Annotated in this window: 23 protein-coding genes; 10 read left to right on the forward strand and 13 right to left on the reverse strand. The window is 60.3% G+C overall.

Going from position 1 to position 22450, the window contains the following annotated elements; translation table 11 throughout:
- The first annotated feature begins 27 nt into the window (after positions 1-27).
- From J3A71_RS03610 to J3A71_RS03620, 3 genes are all read left to right on the forward strand, one after another.
- On the forward strand, positions 28-480 hold the full coding sequence (locus J3A71_RS03610) for a hypothetical protein (protein ID WP_096426808.1): 453 nt from the start codon (positions 28-30) through the stop codon (positions 478-480).
- Between the two features lie 28 nt (positions 481-508).
- Positions 509-2329 (forward strand): DUF2235 domain-containing protein, encoded by a 1821-nt coding sequence (locus J3A71_RS03615; protein ID WP_231995293.1) that lies wholly within the window; start codon positions 509-511, stop codon positions 2327-2329.
- Positions 2330-2454: 125 nt separating this feature from the next.
- Positions 2455-2889, forward strand: coding sequence for a hypothetical protein (locus tag J3A71_RS03620; protein WP_016489279.1), 435 nt, complete (start codon positions 2455-2457; stop codon positions 2887-2889).
- 31 nt (positions 2890-2920) lie between these two features.
- On the opposite strand, the gene J3A71_RS03625 is transcribed toward J3A71_RS03620, so the two are convergent.
- Both J3A71_RS03625 and J3A71_RS03630 read right to left on the reverse strand, forming a co-directional pair.
- Entirely contained in the window at positions 2921-4174 is a 1254-nt protein-coding gene (locus J3A71_RS03625) for a DUF6685 family protein (RefSeq protein WP_060518517.1), read from the reverse strand.
- A gap of 34 nt (positions 4175-4208) precedes the next feature.
- Positions 4209-4742, reverse strand: a complete 534-nt coding sequence (locus J3A71_RS03630) for a hypothetical protein (RefSeq protein ID WP_096426806.1) — start codon at positions 4740-4742, stop codon at positions 4209-4211.
- 306 nt (positions 4743-5048) lie between these two features.
- On the opposite strand from J3A71_RS03630, the gene J3A71_RS03635 reads away from it, so the two are divergent.
- Together J3A71_RS03635 and J3A71_RS03640 are read left to right on the forward strand one after the other, a co-directional pair.
- Positions 5049-5540 (forward strand): hypothetical protein, encoded by a 492-nt coding sequence (locus tag J3A71_RS03635; protein WP_209953639.1) that lies wholly within the window; start codon positions 5049-5051, stop codon positions 5538-5540.
- A complete protein-coding gene (locus J3A71_RS03640) occupies positions 5537-6190 on the forward strand; it encodes an OmpA family protein (protein WP_016489275.1) in 654 nt (217 codons plus the stop codon). The genes J3A71_RS03635 and J3A71_RS03640 overlap by 4 nt, the downstream gene beginning before the upstream one ends.
- A gap of 22 nt (positions 6191-6212) precedes the next feature.
- Here the strand turns inward: J3A71_RS03640 and J3A71_RS03645 are convergent, their stop codons facing one another.
- On the reverse strand, positions 6213-6560 hold the full coding sequence (locus J3A71_RS03645; RefSeq protein ID WP_016489274.1) for a hypothetical protein: 348 nt from the start codon (positions 6558-6560) through the stop codon (positions 6213-6215).
- 113 nt (positions 6561-6673) lie between these two features.
- Between J3A71_RS03645 and J3A71_RS03650 the strand changes: the two genes are divergently transcribed.
- Positions 6674-7285, forward strand: a complete 612-nt coding sequence (locus J3A71_RS03650) for a hypothetical protein (protein WP_016489273.1) — start codon at positions 6674-6676, stop codon at positions 7283-7285.
- A gap of 102 nt (positions 7286-7387) precedes the next feature.
- Complete coding sequence (locus J3A71_RS03655) at positions 7388-8146, forward strand: hypothetical protein (RefSeq protein ID WP_096426805.1); 759 nt, start codon at positions 7388-7390, stop codon at positions 8144-8146.
- 44 nt (positions 8147-8190) lie between these two features.
- Here the strand turns inward: J3A71_RS03655 and J3A71_RS03660 are convergent, their stop codons facing one another.
- From J3A71_RS03660 to J3A71_RS03700, 9 genes are all read right to left on the reverse strand, one after another.
- Positions 8191-8622: a hypothetical protein gene (locus J3A71_RS03660; protein ID WP_245353431.1), complete on the reverse strand. Its 432-nt coding sequence runs from the start codon at positions 8620-8622 to the stop codon at positions 8191-8193.
- A gap of 28 nt (positions 8623-8650) precedes the next feature.
- Positions 8651-9076, reverse strand: a complete 426-nt coding sequence (locus J3A71_RS03665) for a hypothetical protein (protein WP_016489270.1) — start codon at positions 9074-9076, stop codon at positions 8651-8653.
- 88 nt (positions 9077-9164) lie between these two features.
- On the reverse strand, positions 9165-10514 hold the full coding sequence (locus tag J3A71_RS03670; RefSeq protein ID WP_023047579.1) for a hypothetical protein: 1350 nt from the start codon (positions 10512-10514) through the stop codon (positions 9165-9167).
- Positions 10515-10541: 27 nt separating this feature from the next.
- Entirely contained in the window at positions 10542-11675 is a 1134-nt protein-coding gene (locus tag J3A71_RS03675) for a M23 family metallopeptidase (protein ID WP_095116520.1), read from the reverse strand.
- Positions 11676-11688: 13 nt separating this feature from the next.
- Positions 11689-12864 carry a hypothetical protein gene (locus J3A71_RS03680; protein WP_096426803.1) on the reverse strand — a complete coding sequence of 392 codons (1176 nt, stop codon included), beginning with the start codon at positions 12862-12864 and terminating at the stop codon, positions 11689-11691.
- Between the two features lie 7 nt (positions 12865-12871).
- Positions 12872-14008, reverse strand: a complete 1137-nt coding sequence (locus J3A71_RS03685) for a hypothetical protein (protein ID WP_096426802.1) — start codon at positions 14006-14008, stop codon at positions 12872-12874.
- A 1-nt stretch (position 14009) separates the two neighbouring features.
- The gene (locus J3A71_RS03690; protein ID WP_016489265.1) at positions 14010-14765 is read right to left on the reverse strand and encodes a hypothetical protein; all 756 of its coding nucleotides are present in this window, start codon (positions 14763-14765) and stop codon (positions 14010-14012) included.
- 12 nt (positions 14766-14777) lie between these two features.
- The gene (locus tag J3A71_RS03695; protein WP_016489264.1) at positions 14778-15623 is read right to left on the reverse strand and encodes a hypothetical protein; all 846 of its coding nucleotides are present in this window, start codon (positions 15621-15623) and stop codon (positions 14778-14780) included.
- On the reverse strand, positions 15616-16134 hold the full coding sequence (locus J3A71_RS03700; RefSeq protein WP_095116522.1) for a type IV secretion protein IcmW: 519 nt from the start codon (positions 16132-16134) through the stop codon (positions 15616-15618). The genes J3A71_RS03695 and J3A71_RS03700 overlap by 8 nt, the downstream gene beginning before the upstream one ends.
- Positions 16135-16258: 124 nt before the next feature.
- Here J3A71_RS03700 and J3A71_RS03705 point away from each other — a divergent pair, with 124 nt between their 5' ends.
- Complete coding sequence (locus J3A71_RS03705; protein WP_096426801.1) at positions 16259-16897, forward strand: hypothetical protein; 639 nt, start codon at positions 16259-16261, stop codon at positions 16895-16897.
- A 158-nt stretch (positions 16898-17055) separates the two neighbouring features.
- Positions 17056-19449: a TonB-dependent siderophore receptor gene (locus J3A71_RS03710; protein WP_023047584.1), complete on the forward strand. Its 2394-nt coding sequence runs from the start codon at positions 17056-17058 to the stop codon at positions 19447-19449.
- 96 nt (positions 19450-19545) lie between these two features.
- Here the strand turns inward: J3A71_RS03710 and J3A71_RS03715 are convergent, their stop codons facing one another.
- The gene (locus J3A71_RS03715) at positions 19546-20193 is read right to left on the reverse strand and encodes a TetR/AcrR family transcriptional regulator (RefSeq protein WP_016489260.1); all 648 of its coding nucleotides are present in this window, start codon (positions 20191-20193) and stop codon (positions 19546-19548) included.
- Positions 20194-20315: 122 nt separating this feature from the next.
- Between J3A71_RS03715 and J3A71_RS03720 the strand changes: the two genes are divergently transcribed.
- Positions 20316-22352: an NADH:flavin oxidoreductase gene (locus J3A71_RS03720; protein WP_096426800.1), complete on the forward strand. Its 2037-nt coding sequence runs from the start codon at positions 20316-20318 to the stop codon at positions 22350-22352.
- Positions 22353-22450: the final 98 nt, after the last annotated feature.

Raw genomic sequence — 22450 nt, forward strand, 5'->3', positions numbered from 1 at the left:
TTCTACCTGTAGCCCAAGGAAGTTTTTATGCACGACGAAGACAGTTCAAATGAAGGGAGTGGCCCAGCCGTCGAGCTGCCGCCTGGTGTGTTTCCGCCGATGGCGGGTTACACCATTGGAGATCTTCTGGCGGTAGCCAATGCCCCGTTCGAGGCATTGCTGGAAAGTCGCGATATCGACCCTGGGCTGATTCGTGAAACGGTTATTGCGCTGGCCCAGCACTTGTACGCGGCATTCGAAAGAGAGGACGCCCAGTACCAGATTGCCACGTGGTATCAAAAGCCATATGACCAGCCTGGAAAGCGCCAGCGCAGTATCGAGATCATCGCCGAGCAATTCGGCGTCATCACGCTGAAGGCAACGGCCGAATCATTGAAGGGATCACCGTTGCTCGGCCTGGGCAAACCGTTCTATCTGAGCCTTGTCGAGGCAGCCGGGCAGGCCATAAAGGCGCATATTCTGAAGTTGAATCAGGACTGATGCGGCAGTTTGTTCATAGGGATATGAAGTGACTAATACAATTTATTTTAGTGTCTACATGGATGGCACCGATAACAACAAGGACAGGGACACGCCTCTCGGTAGCCATACCAATGTGGCCAGGCTTTATGAATACGACACCGCGCACGGCACCAACCTTTCCCTCAACTCCGGCGCTGCGCCCCGCAAGTATGGCCCTGGCGGCCTTACCGGCCAGTCGGAGAAAATTTACCTTGATGGGGTGGGGAGCCAGAAGGGTAATGCGCCTATCGCCTTGATCGAGCGGGGCACAGGGCGCGGCAGCCAGAACCGGATCGAGCAGGCTTATGATGCCTTCGTCACGTTCTGCAACAAGAACCCTGATCTGAATATTGAATTGAATGTGATCGGCTTCAGTCGCGGGGCGGCGCAGGCCCGTGCTTTTACCAACGAGGTGATCGACCGTGGTGTGCCTCGACTCGACAGCCAATGGAAAGCCACCGACGATTACCTGATCCCGCCTGGTGAGGCGCAAATCAACAAGCTTGCCATTTTTGACACGGTTGCCTCCTACGGTATTCCCATTACTGAAAGCCACGTCAGGAAAAACCTGGAGATTAGTAACAACGTCAAGTCCACCACGCATTTGGTGGCCATGCATGAATACCGTGCGACATTTCCCTTGACCAGCGCGCTGCGCAATGACGACAACTCGCGCATCGAAGAGGTCAAGTTTGCAGGGGCCCATTCGCAGGTTGGGGGTGGCTACCGTAATGACTTGCTGGCAGCTGGCCCGCTTGCATTCATGTATGACCGCTTGAAGTCAGCAGGCGTGGAACTGGTGAATTTTCCGGCCAAAGAGCTTGAGCGTATCGAGCAATATAATGCGTTGATCAAACAGCCCGAGCGGTTGCAGGAGGCTTTGATTGACTCCCGGTTGCTCAAGGGTAATGAAGCGTTCAAGCGGGAAGCGGATGGGTCTTACACCCGCATCAATAACCGGCCGTTTCCTGCTGAGAGCGGCACATTGAATTTTATTGGGTGGGAAAGCACGTCCGGGTTTATGGCATGGCAACGAAAACCCTTCGACCATCCAGTGAGCGGTCGTAAAGTCATTTTCGAAAATGATCGCTCGCTCGCTGCACCTCTCATCCAGCAAATAGGCAGGCATGTGGGGCAGACGCTGGCTGGGTGGAACGGCAAGGTCAGCAACGATTCAGCCGTGCCGGATAACCCTTCAGAAAACATGGCTGGTGCCATGGAGCTGATCGATGACGACTTCGATGCCAATGCCGCCGAGCCGCGCAAGCAATTGGCAGAGCTCTCGTCATTGCTCGCGGGCTCAAAGCCGGAGGCCGAACATATCCAGCGCCTGGCCCTGAAGGAAGTGCCTCTTCCCGGCGCGAGCGTGTCGGCGAAGTATGCAGTGCTTCGCGTCGATCCCGAGGGTTCTTCTGCCTTTGCTGACCTGGGCTTTGGCTACGAGGCCGCCCGCATTGTTGCCGATGCCGGTGAGTTGACCGGCAATCGAGGGCCGCTGAGTATCAATGACCCGATCGCGCTCCACGATACCAATGGCAATAGGGTGGGTAGCCTGGAGGCTGTGCGTGAGGCGCCGGCATTTGCGGGAGAGCGCGGCATCCTGATCGCAATAGACATGCAGCATGTGGCGCCAGGTGCACAGGCGGGGGTCATTCGCGAGGGCCTCACTCAGGTTGCGCAATGGATCGCTGAACGGCCGGAAGGCAGCTTGAAAGACGAATACGAAATTGCCGGGGCGGATGGCAGGCCACGGGTTCGTGCCATGGTTGACTGCCCTGTTGTGCCCGAGCAGCAGCGAACCGTTGCCTGGGAGGCCCCAGCGCCCTGAGTGAGCCAATGCTGTTACACATACGGGCGATGGCACACACTGCAGTAACGCTTTTTGCAACCTGCTTGCTTAGAATGCACCTGTTGCCGGCGATGGTCGGCCAGTCAATCGGTAAGGGTTAGAACATGAAAATCCACAAATACCAGCCAGGCAGCTTCATCGAGGTTGATGACATGGCGGGTGGTCGCCGTGTGGGCATGGTCTGCAAGGACGGCGTGACATTTTGGGATTTGCTCGATTCCGAGCGCTGCACGCCACTGACGATTCATCCTTCAATGAATCCGCAAGAGCTGGGCAACCTGGTGCAGTTCAGCCGGGACAAGGGGTTGGGTAAAGCGACCCAGGCACTGGTCGGCCACATGCAGGCGGCGGATGACCAGCGCCTGAGCGGCGACCCGCTTTTCGTCATGCGTGCGCTGTGGTTCGTGGCCAAGAAGGCGAGCGGTGAGGACTATGTTCCTGATGCCGGAACACTGCGATGGGCCTGCGAGCAGGCCCAGGCGCAGACGCAATCGGCGGAGCGTGTCCACCAGCTGGCAGACCAGTACTGCTCCGCTTAGCCCGGAATGAAACTGCCCCTGCAGGGGCCGATCAGTCTGGGCTCGGTGCTTGCGGAGTTGCCTGCTTGGCCACCTGGTGCTCATGCAGGGCGGCATAGCCGTCCACCGTGGCGCGCAGGGTATGCAAGGCCTGGCTGGAGATGGCGCCTGGGCTGTGCCGGGCCAGCGCATCGTAAACGCTCTGGGCATCTAGCCGGTGCACGCCAAAGGCTTCATCCATTGTCGCTTGCTCGACGCTTTGCCAATTCACCGCGGTCGGCAACTCGTCACGAAGGCTGGCTGCTGCGTGCTTGCCGAACAAGTGCGCCGCGCCGGCCTTTGCTTCCAGTTCGGGCAGGGCTTGTATGCGGCTGCGTATTTCATCCTGGCGGGCGCGACGCTCGACTGTGGCGTCGGGAGAGGCCAGCGCCATCAGTAGTTCGCCCACATTGGTAAAGCCTTCACTCTCGAAGATCTCTGCGACCTTGCGTGAGCGTGCTTCATCTCTGGGCAGGAAGATGGCTACGCCATTGTCATAAGGCTGCGGCAGGTCGCCCCAGTAGTGGGTGGCCTTGAAGTCGCGCATGGCATCGAGACCTTCAGCAAAGAACACGTCCTTGGTGACGGCGTAGATGGCGTAGTCATCGTTCAGCTGGGCAGCGGCTTCGGCATCGAGGCCGTTACGGACGAGGCGGCCTTGCAGCGCAACCGTTTGCTGCAACTGCCTGGCGATATGCTGGGCGGCGACGAAATGATGCGAGCCACCGCTGTTGGCCAGGTACAGTCCGTCATCCCAGTCATACTGGACCAGGAAGTCGCTGGTGCCATGAACAATGCCGATCTCGGGCCAGCGCAGGTTTTGCGCAAGCCCTTCCTGGCTCACATCCCGGATCAACGCCTGGCAGGCCTGTTCCGCCATCTGCTGCATGGAGTAGAAACGATACAGGTCGGACTTGGAGGCCGACAGGCCCGTCACGTCAGCTATGTCACAGGTGAAGTGGGCCGTGGTTTCGCTGCTGCCCAGTCGGGCGAGTGCCGGGATATGCCGGTGTTCGCTCTGGTAGTGGCCGTCGCTGGCGCGCCAGCCCCTGACCTCACCGTTCTTTTCGCTGCCTTGGCTGAAGCCGATATGGTTCGACCACTCATGCCAGCGCACCACGCTCGAGGAGGCGATGACGGCGGCGGTGTCATCCACCCGCATTCGAATGTTCGGCGCCTGCGCGATGACCCGGCGCAGCCGGGCGGGGATGCCCAGGTCGTCCTTGACCGTTTCCAGAAACTTGGCAGCCAGTGTTCTGAAGCTCATGGCGTGACTCCATTCAACGCAGGGTGATTGGCACTTACTGGGTGACGCGCTGCACTGCGTCCGCTGCCTCGCGCGCTTTGCGTTTGAGGGTTTTCACCACCGTGCGTACATCGTACGAACAGCTGATGTAGGTATCGCTGCCGTCTGCATAAAGCCACAGGTCATGGTTGCCGACTTCTTTCTTGTAGTCGCCAACCTCGTCCTTGGGAATGTCGGCCAGCTTGGCGACCGTCTGGATGCTTTCGCCGCTGAATGCGCCGCCGTAGGCGTTGAAGTCGCCTTCGCCATTGGAACCAGGGTGCAGCGACAGCCGGGTGACGGGACGGCCGTACACGTCCAGCGGGTTTGGAACGGTGAATTCACCGTCGGACAGGTCCGATGCCTGGACCATGGCTTTACCGTTCGCGGCCTTGATCAAGGCTTCGAACTGCTCGGGCGATACATTGCGTTTGCAAGTGAGCGCCTGGGTCAGGCGGGCACTGGCTTCTGACGGGTCGATTTTTTCTGCGTAGGCCGAGGTGCAGGCGAGCGAAACCAAAAGCGGCAGGGCGAGTTGCAGGGGGTTCATGCGTCAGATCCTTCTGGATGACAAAATGCTATCAATTTTAGTTGTCAGAAAAATGTTTTTTGCATAGGGCGAGTGTGCGCTACGCCTTGCCCAGGGTCAAGCGATCAGCTGCTCATGAGCAGGATTCAAACCTTGACGGGGCAAGGCCTCAAATTCATACTCGCTATCCATATCAACATTTTTCTAACAGGCCATTTTGATAATTGACAGGACGTCGAGCAGTGGCTGACGCACTTCGCTGTCAGTTGTTGCGGCGTTTGCGCTGGACCTTACCGTTCAGCTGGCCCTTACAAGGAGTTTCCTGGCATGTCCTACCCATTACCTCCACTTGCCGTGGAGTCGGGCCTGAGGGTGGTGGGCGATCGCCGCGCAGCCTTGTGGCTGTTGTCGGTGCCTTTGCTGGCGGCGCTTGTCGCTTTTGCCATCGCGGTCATTGCAACCCTGATGGGTGAAATGGCGCAAGGATCACCACGTTTCTACGCCGCCGCGCTGTCCTTTTCGACCTTGCTGCTAAGCGTGATGCTGCTGCCTGCGTACCTGTTGAGTCTGGGCTGGTACGCATGGTGGACGCGCGAAGGTGACCATCATCGTCTGCGCCTGGGCCTGTGGCTCGCGCCGCTGGTAACGGTGTTGTTCGCATGGTTCCCGGCCACGCTGGTTCCCGGGTTGCAGCCGCTTGGCCAGGATGCTATCGACCCGCTGCGAACCTATTTGCTCGCAGGCATGCTCACCCTGTTGCTGGGCTATGCCTGGTCCGTCATCGTTTTCGTGATCCTGCGGTACTGGAGAGATGTATGAACACCGTGCTTGCCACCCCACGCAGCGTGCTGCCGCTTGTTCTGGCCGTCATGTCGGCGGTAATGGTGCCCAGGGCTTTCGCAGGGTTCGAACTGGTAGAAAGCCCCGCGGCGCCGGTCCCTTATGCCGCACCTTCTGCCCAGGGGCAGGACACGGCGCACATGCAGCAGACCATCAACGCCTTGAATGTCGAGATCCAGAGCCTGCGGGTTCGTCTGGCGGCTGCAGAGGCCGATGCCAATGCTAGCCGCCAGGAGCTGCTGGCAATTCGTGCGCGGCAGGACCACATCCAGTCCTCGATCAACCACATGACCCTGAATTTCGCCTTCGGCCACTCACGGTTCAGCCCCAGTGCCGATGATGGCGACGTCCTGGTGCGCTCCGCGCAAGACGCACTGCAGGTGAAGATCGTGGGTTTCACCGACGGTGTTGGCACGGTAGAGGCGAACCGCCGTGTGGCCTTGCTCAGGGCCCAGGCTGCGAAGATGTACCTGGTTCGCCGGGGGGTGGCAGCGTCGAAGATCAGTGCCGAAGGGCAAGTGGGCGATTACATTGCCCCGAACGACACTGCAGATGGCCGCGCCGCCAACCGCCGGGTTGAATTCGAGTTTTTCGGCCAGTATCAGGCAAGCACGCCCGTCAATCGTTAACGGCCAGGGCCATGCCGATGGGTCAGGCCTGCAGGCGCTGGTTGTCCAGGAACAACCGCGCCTCGGCGGCCGCGGCGATGGTGGCGTCGGCTGGCGCCTCCCAGGCTACCCCGTTGTAGCGCAAGCTGTAGCTTTCGCGGCAGGAGTGAAAGCCGATATGGGCCCAGTCAATGCTTTCACTGCCAGCCCATTCACCCAGAATCTCCGACCTTGCTGCGCCAGCCGCCCGGCGCTTTTCGATCTGCCCGACCACATCGGCGAACAGCCGCAGGTTTTCAAGGTCGATGCTGACCGAGGCAGGGCCAATGTTCAGCACGCCGCCGACATTGCCGGGCGCGGGTTGAAATGCACAGTGAAACTGATGGGTCATTGCTACATCCTTGAAGTGTGGGCTGCAAACATACAAAACACGAACGACTGCCGGCTGGACCTTTCAGCAGGTTGAAGTTCAGTCTAGCCGAGCCGGTGCGAGGGAGTTGGACCATGTATACGCTGTATGAACTCGAGGCTTTTGTGGCGCAGGCCATCAGTGGCGATATCTTTGCGCAGGCAGGGGGTGGCTTCGTCAGCGTTATGGCCAAAAGCTCGCCTGCCATCCAGAAGGACATTCCCGCGGCTTTCGAGATGTACACGCTGCTGGAGCATTACCTGAAATCACTGCCCGTTCGGCACGCGGCAATCGGCTACGGCGCAAAAATGCTCGACCTTGAGCCGGGCATCGTGGTTGATGACGACGGGCGCAAGGTGATCGCACTGCTGCCGATTCAGGCCAACCAATTGGCGCAAGTGGCCTTCTGGCTGGCCGATGCGTTGCCCAGCCAGGAGGTGAAGGCGATGCCCGGGACGCTTGCGTTGATGTTCAGCGTTGAAACCCATGAAGGCACGGAACACTTGCTGCCGGAATGGATGGCCGTATTTTATGTCCAAGGCGATGCAAGGCATTGTGTGCCGATTCTCGCGCTCAAGTCTGTGCTGGAGGACGAGCGTTTCGGGGGTGACTGGGTAGCGGTTGCCTTGCACCGGCTGACTGATTTTTCTTTGCCTCAGGCGGATGCCCAGCAGGCCGCCGGCGCTGAAGTACACACGACAAAGTAGCCCTGATCCGCCCCCTTTCGCGGGCAATGGGCTGACCGATTCACCCTGAAGCTGATGTCGGCAGCGCGTGTGCCGGCGATATGCAGATGCCTGGAGGCAGCAATGGACCATAACTGGGGGGCAGGGCGGCGCAGTGGCGGCCTGGATGGCGGGTATACCGGGTCGCTTGATCATGCAATCTCCAACCTTCATGTCGGCCGCAGCCAAGGCCGCAAGCAAGGCCTTGAGGAGGGCCACAAGGACGGCTTTGAAGAGGGGTACTCGCAAGGCTGGTATGCCGGGGCGGCACGTGCCAACGAAAAACTGGAGCCGCTGCGTGACTATGTTCGCCAGTACTTCGACGAAGCCGTGCAACTGCGGGCCGAAGTAGAGCGCCAGCGTGAACTGATCAAGCTGATGCACGGGCAGATGCTGCAGTTTGCACAGGCCAGGCGCGCCGGGGCGCAGGAGGGCGGACCGGAAGCAGGGCTGGCCGAAGAGGTTGCCGCGCTCAAGAAAGCCAATCGGCTATTGCATGCAACCATCGATTCGATGGAAACGCAGTTCCAGTCCACGTTTGCGCAGTCCGCCCTGAAGACGCAGCAATACAATCGAACCCTGGTGTTCGCGCATGCGGCGCAGGCGCTTGTGGCTGAGCTGGTTGCCGATGGCACGCCTGAGGCTCAGCTGGTACGTGAGCGATTCGTGGAGCACTACCGGCAAGAAGTTGCGCATAGCCTGCGTGAAGGCGATATCCAGATAGCCCCGGAGCTCGATGAGGCGTTTCAGAAACAGCTGCCCGAAACGCATCGGTTCATCATCGACATGCTGCAATCGGTTGCACCCCGGCCAGAAGCGGGTGAACCTGACCCAATGCCGTAGGCGCCGGGCCAGGGCAGCTGCCTGTCGCAAGGGGTACCGAGGGGCTATTGAGCAGGCTGGTCGATTGCGGGTGGCGGCGCAGGCTGAGGCGCGGAGGGCGACTCGTGGCCTGGGTTGGCGGGGGCATCACCCGGCGTGCCCTGGCTGTCGATGGGTACGCATACCAACGCCGTGCGTACCTGCGCAGGGTATTGCTGCACTTCGTAGCCGTATGCCGGCGGCTGTCGCATTTCCGGGGCCTGGCAGGTGCCTTCGATCACGCCCTGGCGAGGGGTGGAGAAGTCACAGCTTTCGCCTTCGTAGCGATTGGCGCACGAACGGTAAGCGGCCACCGGCGTGACCTGCTTCGGCACAGGCACGTAGATGGTGGTGTTGCGCGGTAGCTCCTGCCACTGCTCCTCACGGGGCGCGGGGGCGTCCTGCGCCAGGGTGGTATTGGCCATGGCCAGCGCGCCGAGCGCCAGCACTATCGTCATGCTTGCTTTCACCGAGCCCCTCCAGCCGTCACATGCCGGGTTCATAATCCGAACCACTGCGGTTTCTGGGCGCAGGTTCGCTGTGGTCCAGGCCTGCGTCCACTTCCACGCCGCGCTCTTTCATCTCGCTGATCATGTATTCATAGCCGATCGTGAAGTGGGCCAGGTCGTAGCCAGGGTCGGCCTGCTTGATCTTCGAGGTCAACTGGACGATTTCCAGTTTCACCGGGTCCGGGGTTTCGTCGGTGTCCCAGTTGCCCGAGTTGTTTTCCAGGTTGTTCAAGTGGAAGGCCTGGCTGAAAGCCTTGCCATTCACCGTGATTTCCTTCGCCAGCTTCTCGTACAGGTTTTTGCCACCCAGGCCCTCTTCCAGGCTGGCGTCAACCACCCGCAAGAAGTCCAGATGGGCCTCTGGCGTGGCGGTGACTTCTTTCCAGTTGCTGTACTCTTTCATTCCGTTCTCCTTGCTTGGATGAATGCCTGCGCCCTCATGGCTCCCGTTCGGCATTGGCTGGGGGGTGAGCGTGTACGCGTGTCTGGCCTCAGGGAGTGAAACCGTTGTCTTGCGATGAGCCTGAAGGCTTGCCGCGGACCAGGCTGACGATGCCCTGCACCATTTCCTTCAGGCGCTCGAAAATGCGCTGCATGGCGTCTTGCAAACGCTCCAGGTGCGATTGCGATTCGCCTGCGAATGCGGGGGTGTTGCCTGCATTGTGGTGCATGCTCTCGCTGGAGTTTTCCAGCCGGTTCTTGAGCTTGTCGTAATGCGGGCTGCCTTCGGTCTCGGGGTTCAGCAGCTCTTCCTGGGCGCGGCCGTACTGCCTGGCCCAGCCGGTGAGTGCCTTGTCCATGGCCTTCTTGCTGGCCTGTGCGTCAGGTGACTGCCCTACGGCTTCGACGAATGCCTCGTGCAAGTCGGTGAATTCACCGTCGGGTTTCATCTTCTCGACCACTTCGGGCACGGTAAGGCCGGTTTGTACAGCGCGTGCTTCGATCTGTTCACGAACCTGGGGCAGTTCGCCCGCGTTCCAGAAAGCCTGATGAGCCTTCTCGTAATTGCTGGCGGCTTTCTCGACCTGATCCACCCGGTATTCGGACAGGCGGGGCAATACCTGCACCCGGCCAGCCAGCTCTTCAGCAAACGCAGACTCACCCGCAGCGGCAGGTTGTTCCTGCGTTGCCGGCTGCGCCGCAGCGGCCTCTTCAGGCTGCTTGCTCGTGCCTGCACGCAAGGTACTGGCCAGCGCGCTGGCACCCTTGCCCAGGCCTTGCATGGCTGCACCCGTCAGCGAAGCCACGCCACCCACGAGCTCGGCACTGCCTTGCAGCAGCGTTTCGGCAGCGTTGCGCTCTCGCGCCTGCCGGTTGGGTGCGTCTGCAGCATTGGCGGTATCCGACTCGTGGAGGGTGGCGTTGATGCGTCGCACTTCTTCCGGGTCGAGCGAAGCGCCTTCGGGCTTCAATTCGCCGGCAACCTTCATGATGGCGTCAAACACGCTTGCGTCGAAGTCTGGGCTGCCTTGTGCCTGGCTGGCGTGTGGGGGTTGGCCAGCGCTCATCCCACCGGCTTCGACGTTGTAGGCCGGCAGTGCAGTTGCATCGATCGAGCGCGCTACCCAGGCGTCGCCCTGGTAGTCCATCAATACAGGTTCGCCGCGCTGCGCCGTTGTGTCGTGCATGGCCTGTTCAAGCCCTGCCCCCCACAGCGTCCGGCTGCCGTCGGGTGTTTCCAGGGTGACGTAGTAACTGCTCTGGTTGGTAGGGTCATGTTTGTAGGGCGCTGCGCCATGATGGACCAAGATGCCTGCATAACTCCGCCCTGGCTGGGCGGGTTGCCCGGCCGCAGAATCAGCGACGGCTTGATCAGGCTTGTCGAGTTCTTTGGGTTCCATCTGTGTTTACCTTTCGTGGGCGCCGCATTATTCAATGGATCTGGACACAGCTCCTTTCTGAGCACGCTGGTGCGCCCATTCGGTCTGTGCCCTTTGACCTGCCAATTTCTGCGACGCGTAAACGGCAAGCAATGCTTCAACTTTTTCCTTTTTGCGATAAATCGCTTCCGACAAGTAGTTGCTGACACCTATCGCCCGGTTGTAGTCAACCCATAGCGCGCGGCTGGAAACATGGGTGATGCTGTTGTTCCACTCGGCATCGCTGAACCGTCGGGAGGCTTCGGTCATCATCATTTCCGAAACCGACATGGTGTCGTAACCACCGATGGGTGGCGTCGGCAAGGCACCATAGCCATCGGCGTCGGACAAGTACATCGGTGGCGTCTTGCCGTCAGCCTCTGCCAGCGCCGCATCGGCATTGGCCGCTGCCACTTGCACGGGCTCGGCTGTGGAGTCTGGCGCAACGCCGCCTGAAGGTACATTGCCGAACAGGATCTCGTGCTGTGCCTTGGTATCCTTGCCCAGGATGCGCTGATGCTCCGGGTGGCCATCCTGAATGGGGTAAGTTTGGCAGAAATAGGGTGCCGGGTCAGTCTTCCAGCCAATGCCGTCCTGACGCTTGAACACCGGTGGCAGCTGCGCGGGGTTGAATGGCCCGCGCTGTGCGTTTTCGGTGAATGCCTTGGCCCTGGCGGCGTCTTTGGTGGAGGTGCCGTAGGTGAAGTGCAAATGCTTGGTCATCGAGCTACTGGGGGTATTGCCCGAAAGGCCCAGCTGTTGCCCGGGTTTGACCTGGGCCTTGCGCTTTACGCCGTTGGCAAAGCCGCTGAGGTGGTAGTAGGCGACGATGTCGCCGTTGGCCCGCTTGATCAGCACGGCGTTACCCGCAGAACCTAGCGCCCCGGCGAAGGTGATTTCGCCCTCGGTGGTGGCATAGACCGGTTGCGACGCGCCACTGGTGGAAAAGTCCAGGCCGTCGTGCATGTGCGCTTTCTGGTTGGCCGAGCCAAAGTTGCCCGAGCCACCACCACGGAATTTGCCGAAACGACCAGAAACAACTTCCTTGTCGGTTGGCGATACCATGCAGGTGTCTGCAACGGCACTGTGGGCGCAGGCCAGCACGCCCAATGTCACAACGCCGCGCAAGATCGTTTTTTTCATCCCTTGCGCTCCGTCACTTCACGCTCTGCTGCATGTTCTGCCTGGCAGCATCCGTTGCCGCTTTGCTGGTCAGGGTCTGGCCGCCAGCTGTGCTGACGTTCATCGATACCAGCGACGCCAACTGAGCTTCCATGTTTTCGTACTGCCGGTACTGCTTTTCCTGGATGGCCAGGTCCAGCGCCTTGATCTTCAGCAACTCGACCAATGCACCACGCTCGTTCTGTGCCGCCATGACCCGCGCCCAGCTGTCGTACTCCGCCGTGTTGCCCGAATAGCGCTTCACTTCGTTACGGAAATGCACTGCCAACGGCAGGTCGGTACCTGTTTCCTTGCCTTCAACGCCTGAGTAGTCGAGCTGGATCGCCTTGAGGCTGGACAGCGCAGGTGAAACCAGTGCGTCCTTGCGGGCTTTGGAAAGGGAGTAATCCTCGGCAGCAGACGATTTGCCCGCCGACGACGGGACCGGGCCGTCTGGCAGGCCGGCAACGTTGTTCACGAACCCGACCTTTGCCTTGTACAGGGTTTCGTTTTCCATGGCGGGTTCGAACAAGGTGGCGACGGTGAGGTCGGCGCCCGGCATCGTCCCCACCGATTTGCACAGGCCAGAGTCTGCCTGGTCCTGGGTGCAGAACGGCTTGCGTGCTTCTATCAGTGCCGTCTGGGCGCTGATAGGTTCGGCGTAGGTGCCCGGTGCGGCCACGATCTCGGCCTTGACCCGCTGGCGAACCTCGGTGCCCATGTCGGCATCCCGGTTGCTGATCAGCGTACGGGTCGAGAAGATCTTGCAGGGCGAATAGCCTTGCCCGAACTCGCCGCCGTAGTCGAAGCGCGCCTGTTTTACCCGCTGTGTCTGGGCCAGTACGTTGAGTGCCGTCGCTGTCTGCTGCGCTGCATTGCGCCCGGCCTCGGCAACCGTGTTGGCTGAAAGGGCTTTCTGCTTGGTCATGACCGCAATGGCCGATGTCAGGCGTTGGCTTTCGGTTTCGAGCAAGGCGGAGAGGGACGCATCGACAGCAGAAACGGCTGCGTTGAGCGCCGTGGTAGCCGCCGAGAACACAGGGGCTACGGTGTTTTCCTGGTATTGCGGTGGGCAATAGGCCCAGGCCAGTGTGGAGGTCAGGGCCAACGATACGCCGAATGAAACCTTCCATCTGCGCGCATCGCGTGTTTCGTCGAAATCTTTTTTCATGGCTACCTCACTTCACCGACCGTGCAGCGGTTTCAGACAATACCTTCTGGTACCGCGCTTCCAGCGTGGCATCGAGGCTGTCGGAGGAGGCGACCACCAGCGTTGCCAGGTTGGCGAGCAGCCGTTGGTTCTGCTCGTACTGCTGCTGATGAATCCATACCTCAAGCCCACCCATCTTGGCCGCCTCTACCAGCAACCCGCGCTGGGTCTGGCGTGCCAGGTTGCCTGACCATTGTTCCGCTTCCTTTCCACCGAAGTACTGGTTCACACGCAGCTTGAGCACTTCATTGGGGGACTTGTTGCCGAAGCCCGCGCTGCGGGTGTTGGCTGCGTTGATCATCGACAGGCTGTAGGCCGGTACCGAGAGCAGCGAGTCCTTGCGATTTTTCTGCACCATGTAGGTTTCACCGGCAGGCGTCGCACCGGCCTCTTTGCTCAGCGCCTGATCTGGCGGGCCCATTACATGCTGGATATAGGCCGTGCGTGCCTCGGTGGTCAGCGAGTTTTCGTCCGCGGGCTCGAACAGCAACGCTGCGTTCGTATCGCCGCCTGGCAAGGTGCTAAGCGTGCACAGGCCGGCGTTGGCTTCAGCTTCGGTACAGAACTTGTCGCGATGCTGCTTGAGCCGTTGCTGCATGGCCTGGCCCGTCGAGGCAACCAGGCGCCCTGGCGATGCGTCCAGTTCACCAACCGAGGCTTTGGCCTTGGCCGCCATGGTGCTGAAGGCGATGTCCATCGACTTGTTCTTGGCCACCGTGCCGCAGGGGTCAAAGCCCTGGCCGGTCGCTGCGTTGAAGTCGAGGTAGGCTTTGGCAACGGCCGTGTTCTGCTGCTGGGCGCGGATGGCGTTGACCAGTTGCTCGGATGTCTGCCGGTTGTTGTCTGCTACCACGTTGGCAGACAGCGCTTCCTGCTTGGTGGCAATGGCCACTGCCGAAATGATCTGCTCGAACTTGTACGACATCTGGGTACCGAAGCTCGTGCCAAAGGCCGTTATATTGGCGGACACACTTTTTGTCAGCGCTGCGATCTGGGCGTTGGTCCAGGCTTCTGCCGGGCCGAAGCCATACAACGCGCCATACGAAACACTCGAGAGCATCGTCGAGCCTGCGACGATGCTGGCCAGTTTGAGCCGAAAATTCATATCACTGCCCTGTGAGCATTGGCACGCGACGGTCCGTCACCTGCCCAACAAGAGAATTGGCAGCCATCGCGCTCATCGCCGAGGCAGCGAGCTGTTGCGACTGGGCGTCATTGCAGGCCACCGAGGTGCAGTCGATGTGCGCTTCGGCACGTTGGTCGGTGATCATCGCGGTATAGGCGTAGGCTGCCGCCTCGCCTTCAGGGGCGAGGGTCTTTTCGCTGAACGGCCCTGCGTAGTCCACGTCCCAGCCCTGCATGCCGTTGGCATTGAGCGCGCACATACCCTGCCTGGCTTCGGACACCGTGCAATAGGTATCCCGGTGCATGGCCAGGGTGGCCTGGTCGGCACCCGCCCTGGAGCCGACCCGCTGTGAGGCATAGGTGGCCATCAGCCGCGCTGCATCCTTGTCACGCTGTGATACCGCCTCGACGAAAAGCTTGCCCTGCTCCTGGGCGGTGCACTTGATGGTCACCGGCTGCCCGACTGCGGAGTCGAACGAGGTTGCGGCTTTCATCACCCGGTCGGACATGTCGATGGCCCCTACCGCGTTGGCAAGCTGCTTCTTCGAATCGCTGTCCATTTGCGAGACAACGTTGGCCGACAGCGCGGTCTGCTTGACCGTCACCGACCAGGCACTCATTTCTGTCTGCATGGTGCTGATGAAGGTCAGCACCGACGCCCAGGACAGCGCCTGGGCCGGCAGCGCAGTTGCCCCCAGCCCAAGGCCCACGGCCAGAACTGCCGCGACTTTTTTCATTGCCGGCCCCCTTTAGTTGAACAGGCCGGCAGCCGAGCTGGATGACCCGCTGCTGCTACTGGAAGAGGAGCTGCCGGTGCTGCTCGAAGAGGTGTCAGGTGCGGGGCTGGGCGCCGGTGCCACGGCTCGGGTTGCCGCCGCGCTGCCGGTCGTGGTGCCGCTGCCGGTGCTGGCGCCACCACCAAAGTCGGTCTGTACGTAGTTGAACGGGTTTACATCCACCGTGTAGGTGGCCTCGTACCCGGCGGCGGCGTTGTGGTAGCCGCTGCCCAGTTGTGGGTCGAGCGTGCTCATGCCTTTGCTGACCAGGCCATTGGTAAGGCCATTCAGGTCGCCCAGAGAAGTACCACTGCTGACCTTGCCGATGGCCTGGTTGATCGGGCTGGTCACCATCGAGGCAACCTGCTGGATCGCGGTGCAGACCTTTTTCTGTGCGTACTGCAGCACGGCAGCCTGGGCCGAGGCCAGGATGCTGCCCAGGCTCGGGATCGAGCCGGACAGGTCGAACAGGCTGCTCAAACCGCCGAAGCAGTCTGCCGTGGCACTGAACAGCGACTCGACATTTGGCGTTGCCGACGCCAGCTCGGTATGGATTTTCAGTGCGTCACTGATGGAGGCGCCAATGGTGCCTTCCTTGGTGCCTTCGGCGCAGGCTTCGGCGTCGGCCTTGATGGCTTCGGCCACCACCGAGTCTTGTTGTGAAATCAAGTTGCTGGAGGTGGCGCCCAGGCTACTGGTTGCCGCAACAGCCGGCCCGGCCAGCAACAGCCAGGCCCCCAGCACGCCGCCCATGACTGCGCGTTTGCCCACAGATTTGCCCACTGCCACAGCGACAGGGTTCAGTCGTCCGTCATACATCTGCGTAACTCTCCATGATCTGTGATATCTCGCGCAGCCGCTCCCCGGAGAAAATCTCGCTGAGCAGGTGAGCCTTGCTGAACGCCTCCAGCCGGCGGCGAAATGCCGTGAGCTCTGCGGGCTGCGACAAGTCGCCAGCCAGCAGGGGGGCCAGCGCGCCGGTGAATGCGATGTTGCGCTGTGCCACATACCGCACCAGGTACATGCAGCGCGAAGAGGTGAGGTGGGCCAGCAGCTCGGTGAAGGGTTGTGGAACCTGGTGCAGGACGAGTGCGTAGGCTTCGACGAAGGCCTGGATTTCTTGCATCAGCAACTGGATTTCGAACTGCTGCGCAGGGGCATCCTCATCGAAATCCACCGCCCAGCGGTCAAGCCGATCCATGCTCATCAGGAAACCCACCAGCTGGGCGTTGCGCGACGACTTGGCAAAATGCCCCAGAACGCCGTGTGCCGTGAGGTCCAGCTGATCGATCGGCGGTGTGCCCGCGTCGGAGGTTGTGTATTCGTCCATTCCCTGCACTCGCTTAAAGCATACTGAAATACGCTAAAATGCATCCTGTTTCTAATTCTGTATCAAAAATGCTGGCGTATCAACTTTTTGACATGTCTAGCGTGTAGAGTCATGGAGATTGTTCATGGAAGAACCCACACCGCATCCTTCGCGTTCTATCCCTGAGTTGCAGCGCGATGTGCAGCTCAAGCTCGGGCGCTGCCTGCTGAAACTGCAGGGGTACGAGATGCTGTTGAAGAGCATGGTTCCCTCAAGCGAGTTGAGCGGCGCTGCTGATCAGCTTGAGGCCGTTCGTGAAAAGAAGACGGCTGAACACCACCGGCATACTCTTGGTGCGCTGGTTAAAGCTTTTACCCAGGGTTACTTGAAACCATCAGGTTTACCCGACGACCCGGAAGACGATGGCGTACGAGACGAAAGGTGCTGGATGAGCTTTCGCTTCGGCATGGAGCTGCCGGAGGCGGAGTACGCGCAGACCAAGGCATCGCTCAACGAGTTGGTAGGCTTGCGAAACGATTTGGTGCATCACTTCATCGGGCATTTCGACCTTGGGTGTGCAGACGGATGGGCAGCCGCCGAGGCATATCTTGATGAGCGCTACGACTTTATCTGCCGCCACTTCCTGGAGTTGCGCGAATGGGCCAAATCCATGGATGAGGTCAGGCAGCGCGTGTACGCAATTATGCAAATACGGGAGCTCAGGGAATTGATGGTATCGGCGCCAAGCGATGAGGATTCTGTTTTCACCTACCGCGTTGAATGAGCTATGCGCTCTAGCCCTTGCAGCAGCGCTCGCGTGGGTGTCGTTGGGGTGGGGGCAACTGGGTAAAAATAAATGAGGTGATTTCTCATTCTCGTCCGGCCTGTAGAGAAGGCCGGATTACAGGCCACCCCGCCGACCCTCTTACACGGAGCGAGAGAATGAGTTCTACCCCGGTTCCACAGCGCCATCCACTGAGCCGTGCCTTGCACGCTGCACTGTTCGGTTTGATGGTCAGCAGCTACGCACTGCCGTCGCTCGCGCAGCCTTTGAGCGCTGATCACGACACCCCGCTCAAGCAGTGGAACATTCCTGCCGGCCCGCTGGCGCCCGCACTGGACCGCTTTGCACGTGAAGCGGGTATCAGCCTGTCGTTCGATGCGCAGAGCGTGGCCAACCGCAATACCCAAGGGGTGCAGGGTGCGCTGGATACCCCGTCGGCATTAGCGCGGCTGTTGCAGGGGACCGACCTGCAGCCCGAGCAGCAAAGCCAGGCTGCCTACCTGGTGGTACCGCAACCCCAGCCTGCCGGCCCGCTGGAGCTGGGCGCGACCGAGGACTACCGCCTGGCGCCCGTCATCATCAATGCCAAGGTCAAGGCCAGTGCCGACGATGACACCCACTCGGTGGTTGCCAAGGAACTGTGGGTGGGCGGCAAGGTGGCGACCAGCATCCTCAACACGCCAGCCTCCGTGTCGGTAGTGACCAACAAGGAAATGCAGCAGCGCAGCGTCAGCACTACTGAAGAGGCGCTGCAATACACCCCAGGTGTGGTCAGCGACTTCTACGGCTCGGACGACCGCAACGACTACTTCCAGATCCGCGGCTTCCAGGCCACCACCTACCGTGACGGCCTGACCTTGAGCTCGATGCGCGGTGTGCGCGAAGACCCGTTCGCCTACGAGCGCATCGAAATTCTGCGCGGCGCCAACTCCACTCTGTTCGGCCCGGCAGACCCAGGCGGCTCGGTCAACTTCGTGACCAAACAGCCGCGCTTCGAAAAATTTGGCCAGGGCTACGTGACCTACGGCTCCTATGACCATGCCGAAACCGGTATCGATGTAGGCGACGCCCTGAACGACGAACAAACGCTGGCCGGCCGCTTCACTGCCAAGATGCAGAACAGCGACCGTGAGTACGACCATTCGCAGGACGACAACCGCTTCGTGATGGGCGGCCTGACCTGGGCGCCTACCGACTTCACTTCGGCCACGGTGATCCTCGACTACCTGAAGACCAACAGCTCGCCAAACAGCGGTGGCTACCCACTGGACAAGGAATACGACCGCAGCGATTTCTACGGCGAGCCTGGCTACAACTTCCACGATGTCGAGCGCACCAGCCTGAGCGGCAACATCACCCACGACTTCGATAACGGCTTCACGCTGCGCGGCAACCTGCGCTACAGCGAGTTGAGCGATGACTTTGGCTATGTCTATCTGAGCGACAGCGCTTCGCGGGTTGGTACCACCCTGCCGCGCTATGTATTCGGAACTGACAGCGATGCCGATCAGCTCAACGGTAACCTGATGCTGCAATACGATGCCCAGTTCGAGCACATCGACAGCAGCACCCTGGTGGGTGTGGAATACCTCGACTCCACCACCAAGCAGAGCTCCGTATACAGCCTGGCGCCCTCCATCGATATCGCCAACCCAGTGTTCACCGGCGTGCCGGGCGGCATCACGCCCTATACCCGCAAGAAGAACGACGCCACCACCAAGGCCGTGTTCCTGCAGCAGAACCTGTCCTTCTATGACCGCTTGATCGCTACAGCGGGTGTGCGTAATGACTCCATGGACCTGTCCAGCACGGAGTACGTCGGCGGGGTGAGCAAGCAAAGCGACAACTTCTCTGAAACGTCCTACCGTGGCGCGCTGACTTACATCGTCAACGATGAAGTCTCCACTTATGTGAGCATGGTGGAATCGGTTTCGCCGCCGCAGGTGGGCGTAACGCCGCAGACCGGCAGGCAGTACGAAGTGGGTGTGAAGTACTCGCCACTGGGCATGGATGCGTTGTTCTCTGCTGCCGTTTATGACCTGACCCAGGAAAACGTCACCATCGCCGTGGTGCTGCCGAGTGGCATCATCGAGCAGCAGACGGTGGGCGAGTCACGTGCCCGTGGCCTGGACCTGGAAGCCAAGGCGCAAGTCACGCAAAACCTCAGCCTGATCGGTGCCTATTCCTACATGGAAACCGAGGTGCTGCGCGGTGCGCTGTATGACGGCAGTTCGCTCAAAGGCAAGGAATTCACTGTGGCGCCGAAGCATACGGCTTCGCTGTGGAGCTACTACGACATTGCCAACACTGATGTGAGCGTTGGTCTGGGTGCCAGGTACGTTGGTGGCTATTACATGGATGCTGCCAACACCAAGAAGAGCGACGGCACCACGCTGTTTGACGCGGCGCTGAACTACAAGATTGCCAAGGGGACTGACCTTGCCCTGAATGTCAGCAACCTGTTTGACGAGCAGCATGTGGTGGGCTCGGGGACGGCGAATTACTACAACCCGGGGCGTGAGGTTACGGCGAAGGTGAGTTACAGCTGGTAATACGGCTAGCGGATGGCACGGGTTGCGCCCTGTTCACGGGCAAACCCGTGGCCACAGGTGCGCAAATCCTGAAGCTTGCAAAGGCCCCGGTGTTTGTCAGGCGCTCAAATCGGCACTACTAAAACCGTTGCGCTGATAAAAGCGCTCCAGCTCACGGGCTTCCGGCTCCCTGCCGGTAAAAATCTTCAGGTACTCGGGGATGTAGCGCATGCGCTGAGCCAACGGCTCCCGGGTTTTCATGCTGATGTAGCCGATTTGCGTAAGGTAGATCGACCGGGCGCGGGTAATCGCAGCATCGTTTTCAAAGCCGAAACGGTCAAACATCTGCCGTAACGCCTCGACGCGCTGCGCGTCTGCCTGGCCGATTTCCTGCGCCACTTCCGGTGACTGCAGCGCCCAGCTGCGCATGGCGAACTCGAATTGCGAGTCGAACAGTTCGCTGTTCAGCCAGCAGTCGAAGACGTTGAGAATCGCCTCGGTGATGGACTCGGCATAGGCCTGGGACTGGGTCACCAGGTTGAAGGTGTTCTTGTTTTTCCACTGCTCGATCAAGGCTACGAGCAGGGCATCGCGGTCTTCGAAAAACCAGTAGAAGCTGGTGCGCGACAAATTCAGTTTTTTTGCCAGCGGCATCACGCGCACGGCATCGACACCTGACTCAGTCAGGCTTTCATAAGCCGCATTAAGCCAGCTTTCCAGTGAGCCTCGGCCTGCGGGTTCCGCCTTTGAGGTGGCGCCTTTCATGGGCATTTCTCCCTTTTCAATCTGCTGTTTGTGGCAACTGTACACCATCGTCAAGAGTATTGACACCTGTGTACAGAGGGGCATATTGTCGGCTTGCCTGATGACCTGTTTGCGAGACCGATATGAAAAACGATCCGCTACTTCAGCCTTATCGCCTCAAGCATCTGACCCTGCGCAACCGCATCATCACCACGTCCCACGAACCGGCTTACCCGGAAGACGGGATGCCGAAAAAGCTCTATCGGGCCTACCACGTCGAGCGTGCCAAAGCCGGTGTAGCCATGACCATGACCGCAGGCTCCGCCGCGATCTCCCGTGACAGCCCGCCCGTGTTCAACAACATTCTGGCCTACAAGGATGAAGTGGTCGGCTGGATGAAAGACCTGACTGACGAGTGCCACGAACATGGCGCGGCGGTGATGATCCAGCTTACTCACCTGGGCCGGCGTACCCGCTGGGACAAAGGCGACTGGCTACCGGTGGTGTCGCCCTCCCACAATCAGGAACCCGCACACCGCGCCTTCCCCAAGCAGCTGGAACATTGGGACATCGACCGCATCATTGGCGACTATGCCGATGCCGCCGAACGCATGAAGGCCGCCGGCCTGGACGGCATCGAGCTGCAAGCCTACGGCCACTTGATGGACCAGTTCTGGTCGCCCCTGACCAATGAACTGGAAGGGCCTTACGGCGGCTCGCTGCAAAACCGCCTGCGCTTCACCTTCGATGTGCTCACGGCCATTCGCAAACGCGTGGGCCCGGACTTTATTGTCGGCATCCGTTACACCGGGGACGAAGTGCTTGCCGGTGGGCTGCAAAAAGAGGAGGGCTTGCAGATCTCTCAACTGTTGAAAGAAAGTGGCATGATCGACTTCCTCAATGTGATCCGCGGCAATATCGCCACCGACGCCGGGCTGACCGACATCATCCCGATCCAGGGCATGCGCAATGCGCCGCACCTGGACTTTGCCGGTGAAATCAGGGCGCTGACCGGCTTCCCGACCTTCCATGCAGCGAAGATCCCCGACGTGGCCACAGCGCGTCATGCCATTGCCTCGGGGTTGGTGGACATGGTCGGCATGACCCGCGCGCACATGACCGACCCGCACATCGTGCGCAAGATCATCGAAGGCCGTGAAGACGATATCCGCCCATGCGTGGGCGCCAACTATTGCCTGGACCGCATCTACAACGCTGGTGCTGCGTACTGCATCCACAACGCCGCGACCGGGCGTGAAACCACCATGCCCCATGAAATACCCAAGGCGGTGCACAAGCGCAAAGTGGTGATTGTGGGCGCCGGCCCTGGTGGCCTGGAGGCGGCACGTGTGGCAGCAGAGCGCGGCCACGAGGTGGTGGTGTACGAGCTGGCGGACAAACCCGGCGGGCAGATTCGCCTGACCGCGCAGTCCGAGCGGCGCAAAGAAATGATCAGCATCATCGATTGGCGCATGGCGCAATGCGAGCGCCTTGGCGTGACGTTCCACTTCAACACCTGGGCAGACACCGCGGTTGTGCTCGATGAAAATGCCGACGTGGTGATCGTGGCGACCGGGGGCATGCCGCACACCGAAGTGCTGGCACACGGCAATCAGTACCTGGTTTCAAGCTGGGACATCATTTCTGGCGATGTGAAGCCTGGGCGCAATGTGCTGGTGTACGACGATGCGGGCGACCATGCCGGCCTGCAAGCCGCCGAGTTCATAGCCCGCAGTGGCGCCAAGACTGAAATCATGACCCCCGACCGTTCGTTCGCGCCAGAAGTCATGGGCATGAACCTGGTGCCCTACATGCGCGCGTTACAGCACCTGGACACCACCTTTACCGTCACCTACCGGCTCAAGGCGGTGGAGAAACAAGGCGACCAATTGCTGGCCACGATCGGCACCGATTACAGCGACCTGACTAAAACGCGCCTGGTGGACCAGGTGGTGGTCAACCACGGCACCCGGCCGCTGGACGAGCTGTATTTCGAACTCAAACCCCTGGCCATCAACGAAGGCGCCGTGGAGTACATGGACCTGATTGTCGGCAAGCCGCAAACCGTTGTCAGCAACCCCGACGGGCGCTTCCAGTTGTTCCGCATTGGTGATGCAGTGGCGTCGCGCAATACCCATGCGGCCATCTACGATGCCCTGCGGCTGGTCAAGGACCTGTAGCTACTGTGTGTTGCCCACAACAATAAAGACAGCCGTCACCCGATTTAGAAACCTTAAGTTACTGCCCCGAAAGTTGGTCTGACTCAGCGGAGGTTGTT

The organism is Pseudomonas sp. PvP089 (assembly GCF_017875165.1).
Classification (GTDB): Bacteria; Pseudomonadota; Gammaproteobacteria; order Pseudomonadales; family Pseudomonadaceae; genus Aquipseudomonas; species Aquipseudomonas fortuita.

Bases quoted from the DNA above. Each gene is read 5' to 3' on its own strand.
- J3A71_RS03690 (WP_016489265.1), bottom strand. From the start codon at position 14,765: ATGAAAAAAGTCGCGGCAGTTCTGGCCGTGGGCCTTGGGCTGGGGGCA.
- J3A71_RS03720 (WP_096426800.1), top strand. From the start codon at position 20,316: ATGAAAAACGATCCGCTACTTCAGCCTTATCGCCTCAAGCATCTGACC.
- J3A71_RS03705 (WP_096426801.1), top strand. From the start codon at position 16,259: ATGGAAGAACCCACACCGCATCCTTCGCGTTCTATCCCTGAGTTGCAG.
- J3A71_RS03640 (WP_016489275.1), top strand. From the start codon at position 5,537: ATGAACACCGTGCTTGCCACCCCACGCAGCGTGCTGCCGCTTGTTCTG.
- J3A71_RS03655 (WP_096426805.1), top strand. From the start codon at position 7,388: ATGGACCATAACTGGGGGGCAGGGCGGCGCAGTGGCGGCCTGGATGGC.
- J3A71_RS03675 (WP_095116520.1), bottom strand. From the start codon at position 11,675: ATGAAAAAAACGATCTTGCGCGGCGTTGTGACATTGGGCGTGCTGGCC.
- J3A71_RS03645 (WP_016489274.1), bottom strand. From the start codon at position 6,560: ATGACCCATCAGTTTCACTGTGCATTTCAACCCGCGCCCGGCAATGTC.
- J3A71_RS03670 (WP_023047579.1), bottom strand. From the start codon at position 10,514: ATGGAACCCAAAGAACTCGACAAGCCTGATCAAGCCGTCGCTGATTCT.
- J3A71_RS03710 (WP_023047584.1), top strand. From the start codon at position 17,056: ATGAGTTCTACCCCGGTTCCACAGCGCCATCCACTGAGCCGTGCCTTG.
- J3A71_RS03635 (WP_209953639.1), top strand. From the start codon at position 5,049: ATGTCCTACCCATTACCTCCACTTGCCGTGGAGTCGGGCCTGAGGGTG.
- J3A71_RS03625 (WP_060518517.1), bottom strand. From the start codon at position 4,174: ATGAGCTTCAGAACACTGGCTGCCAAGTTTCTGGAAACGGTCAAGGAC.
- J3A71_RS03700 (WP_095116522.1), bottom strand. From the start codon at position 16,134: ATGGACGAATACACAACCTCCGACGCGGGCACACCGCCGATCGATCAG.
- J3A71_RS03630 (WP_096426806.1), bottom strand. From the start codon at position 4,742: ATGAACCCCCTGCAACTCGCCCTGCCGCTTTTGGTTTCGCTCGCCTGC.
- J3A71_RS03665 (WP_016489270.1), bottom strand. From the start codon at position 9,076: ATGAAAGAGTACAGCAACTGGAAAGAAGTCACCGCCACGCCAGAGGCC.
- J3A71_RS03685 (WP_096426802.1), bottom strand. From the start codon at position 14,008: ATGAATTTTCGGCTCAAACTGGCCAGCATCGTCGCAGGCTCGACGATG.
- J3A71_RS03620 (WP_016489279.1), top strand. From the start codon at position 2,455: ATGAAAATCCACAAATACCAGCCAGGCAGCTTCATCGAGGTTGATGAC.
- J3A71_RS03650 (WP_016489273.1), top strand. From the start codon at position 6,674: ATGTATACGCTGTATGAACTCGAGGCTTTTGTGGCGCAGGCCATCAGT.
- J3A71_RS03660 (WP_245353431.1), bottom strand. From the start codon at position 8,622: ATGACGATAGTGCTGGCGCTCGGCGCGCTGGCCATGGCCAATACCACC.
- J3A71_RS03695 (WP_016489264.1), bottom strand. From the start codon at position 15,623: ATGTATGACGGACGACTGAACCCTGTCGCTGTGGCAGTGGGCAAATCT.
- J3A71_RS03680 (WP_096426803.1), bottom strand. From the start codon at position 12,864: ATGAAAAAAGATTTCGACGAAACACGCGATGCGCGCAGATGGAAGGTT.
- J3A71_RS03715 (WP_016489260.1), bottom strand. From the start codon at position 20,193: ATGAAAGGCGCCACCTCAAAGGCGGAACCCGCAGGCCGAGGCTCACTG.
- J3A71_RS03610 (WP_096426808.1), top strand. From the start codon at position 28: ATGCACGACGAAGACAGTTCAAATGAAGGGAGTGGCCCAGCCGTCGAG.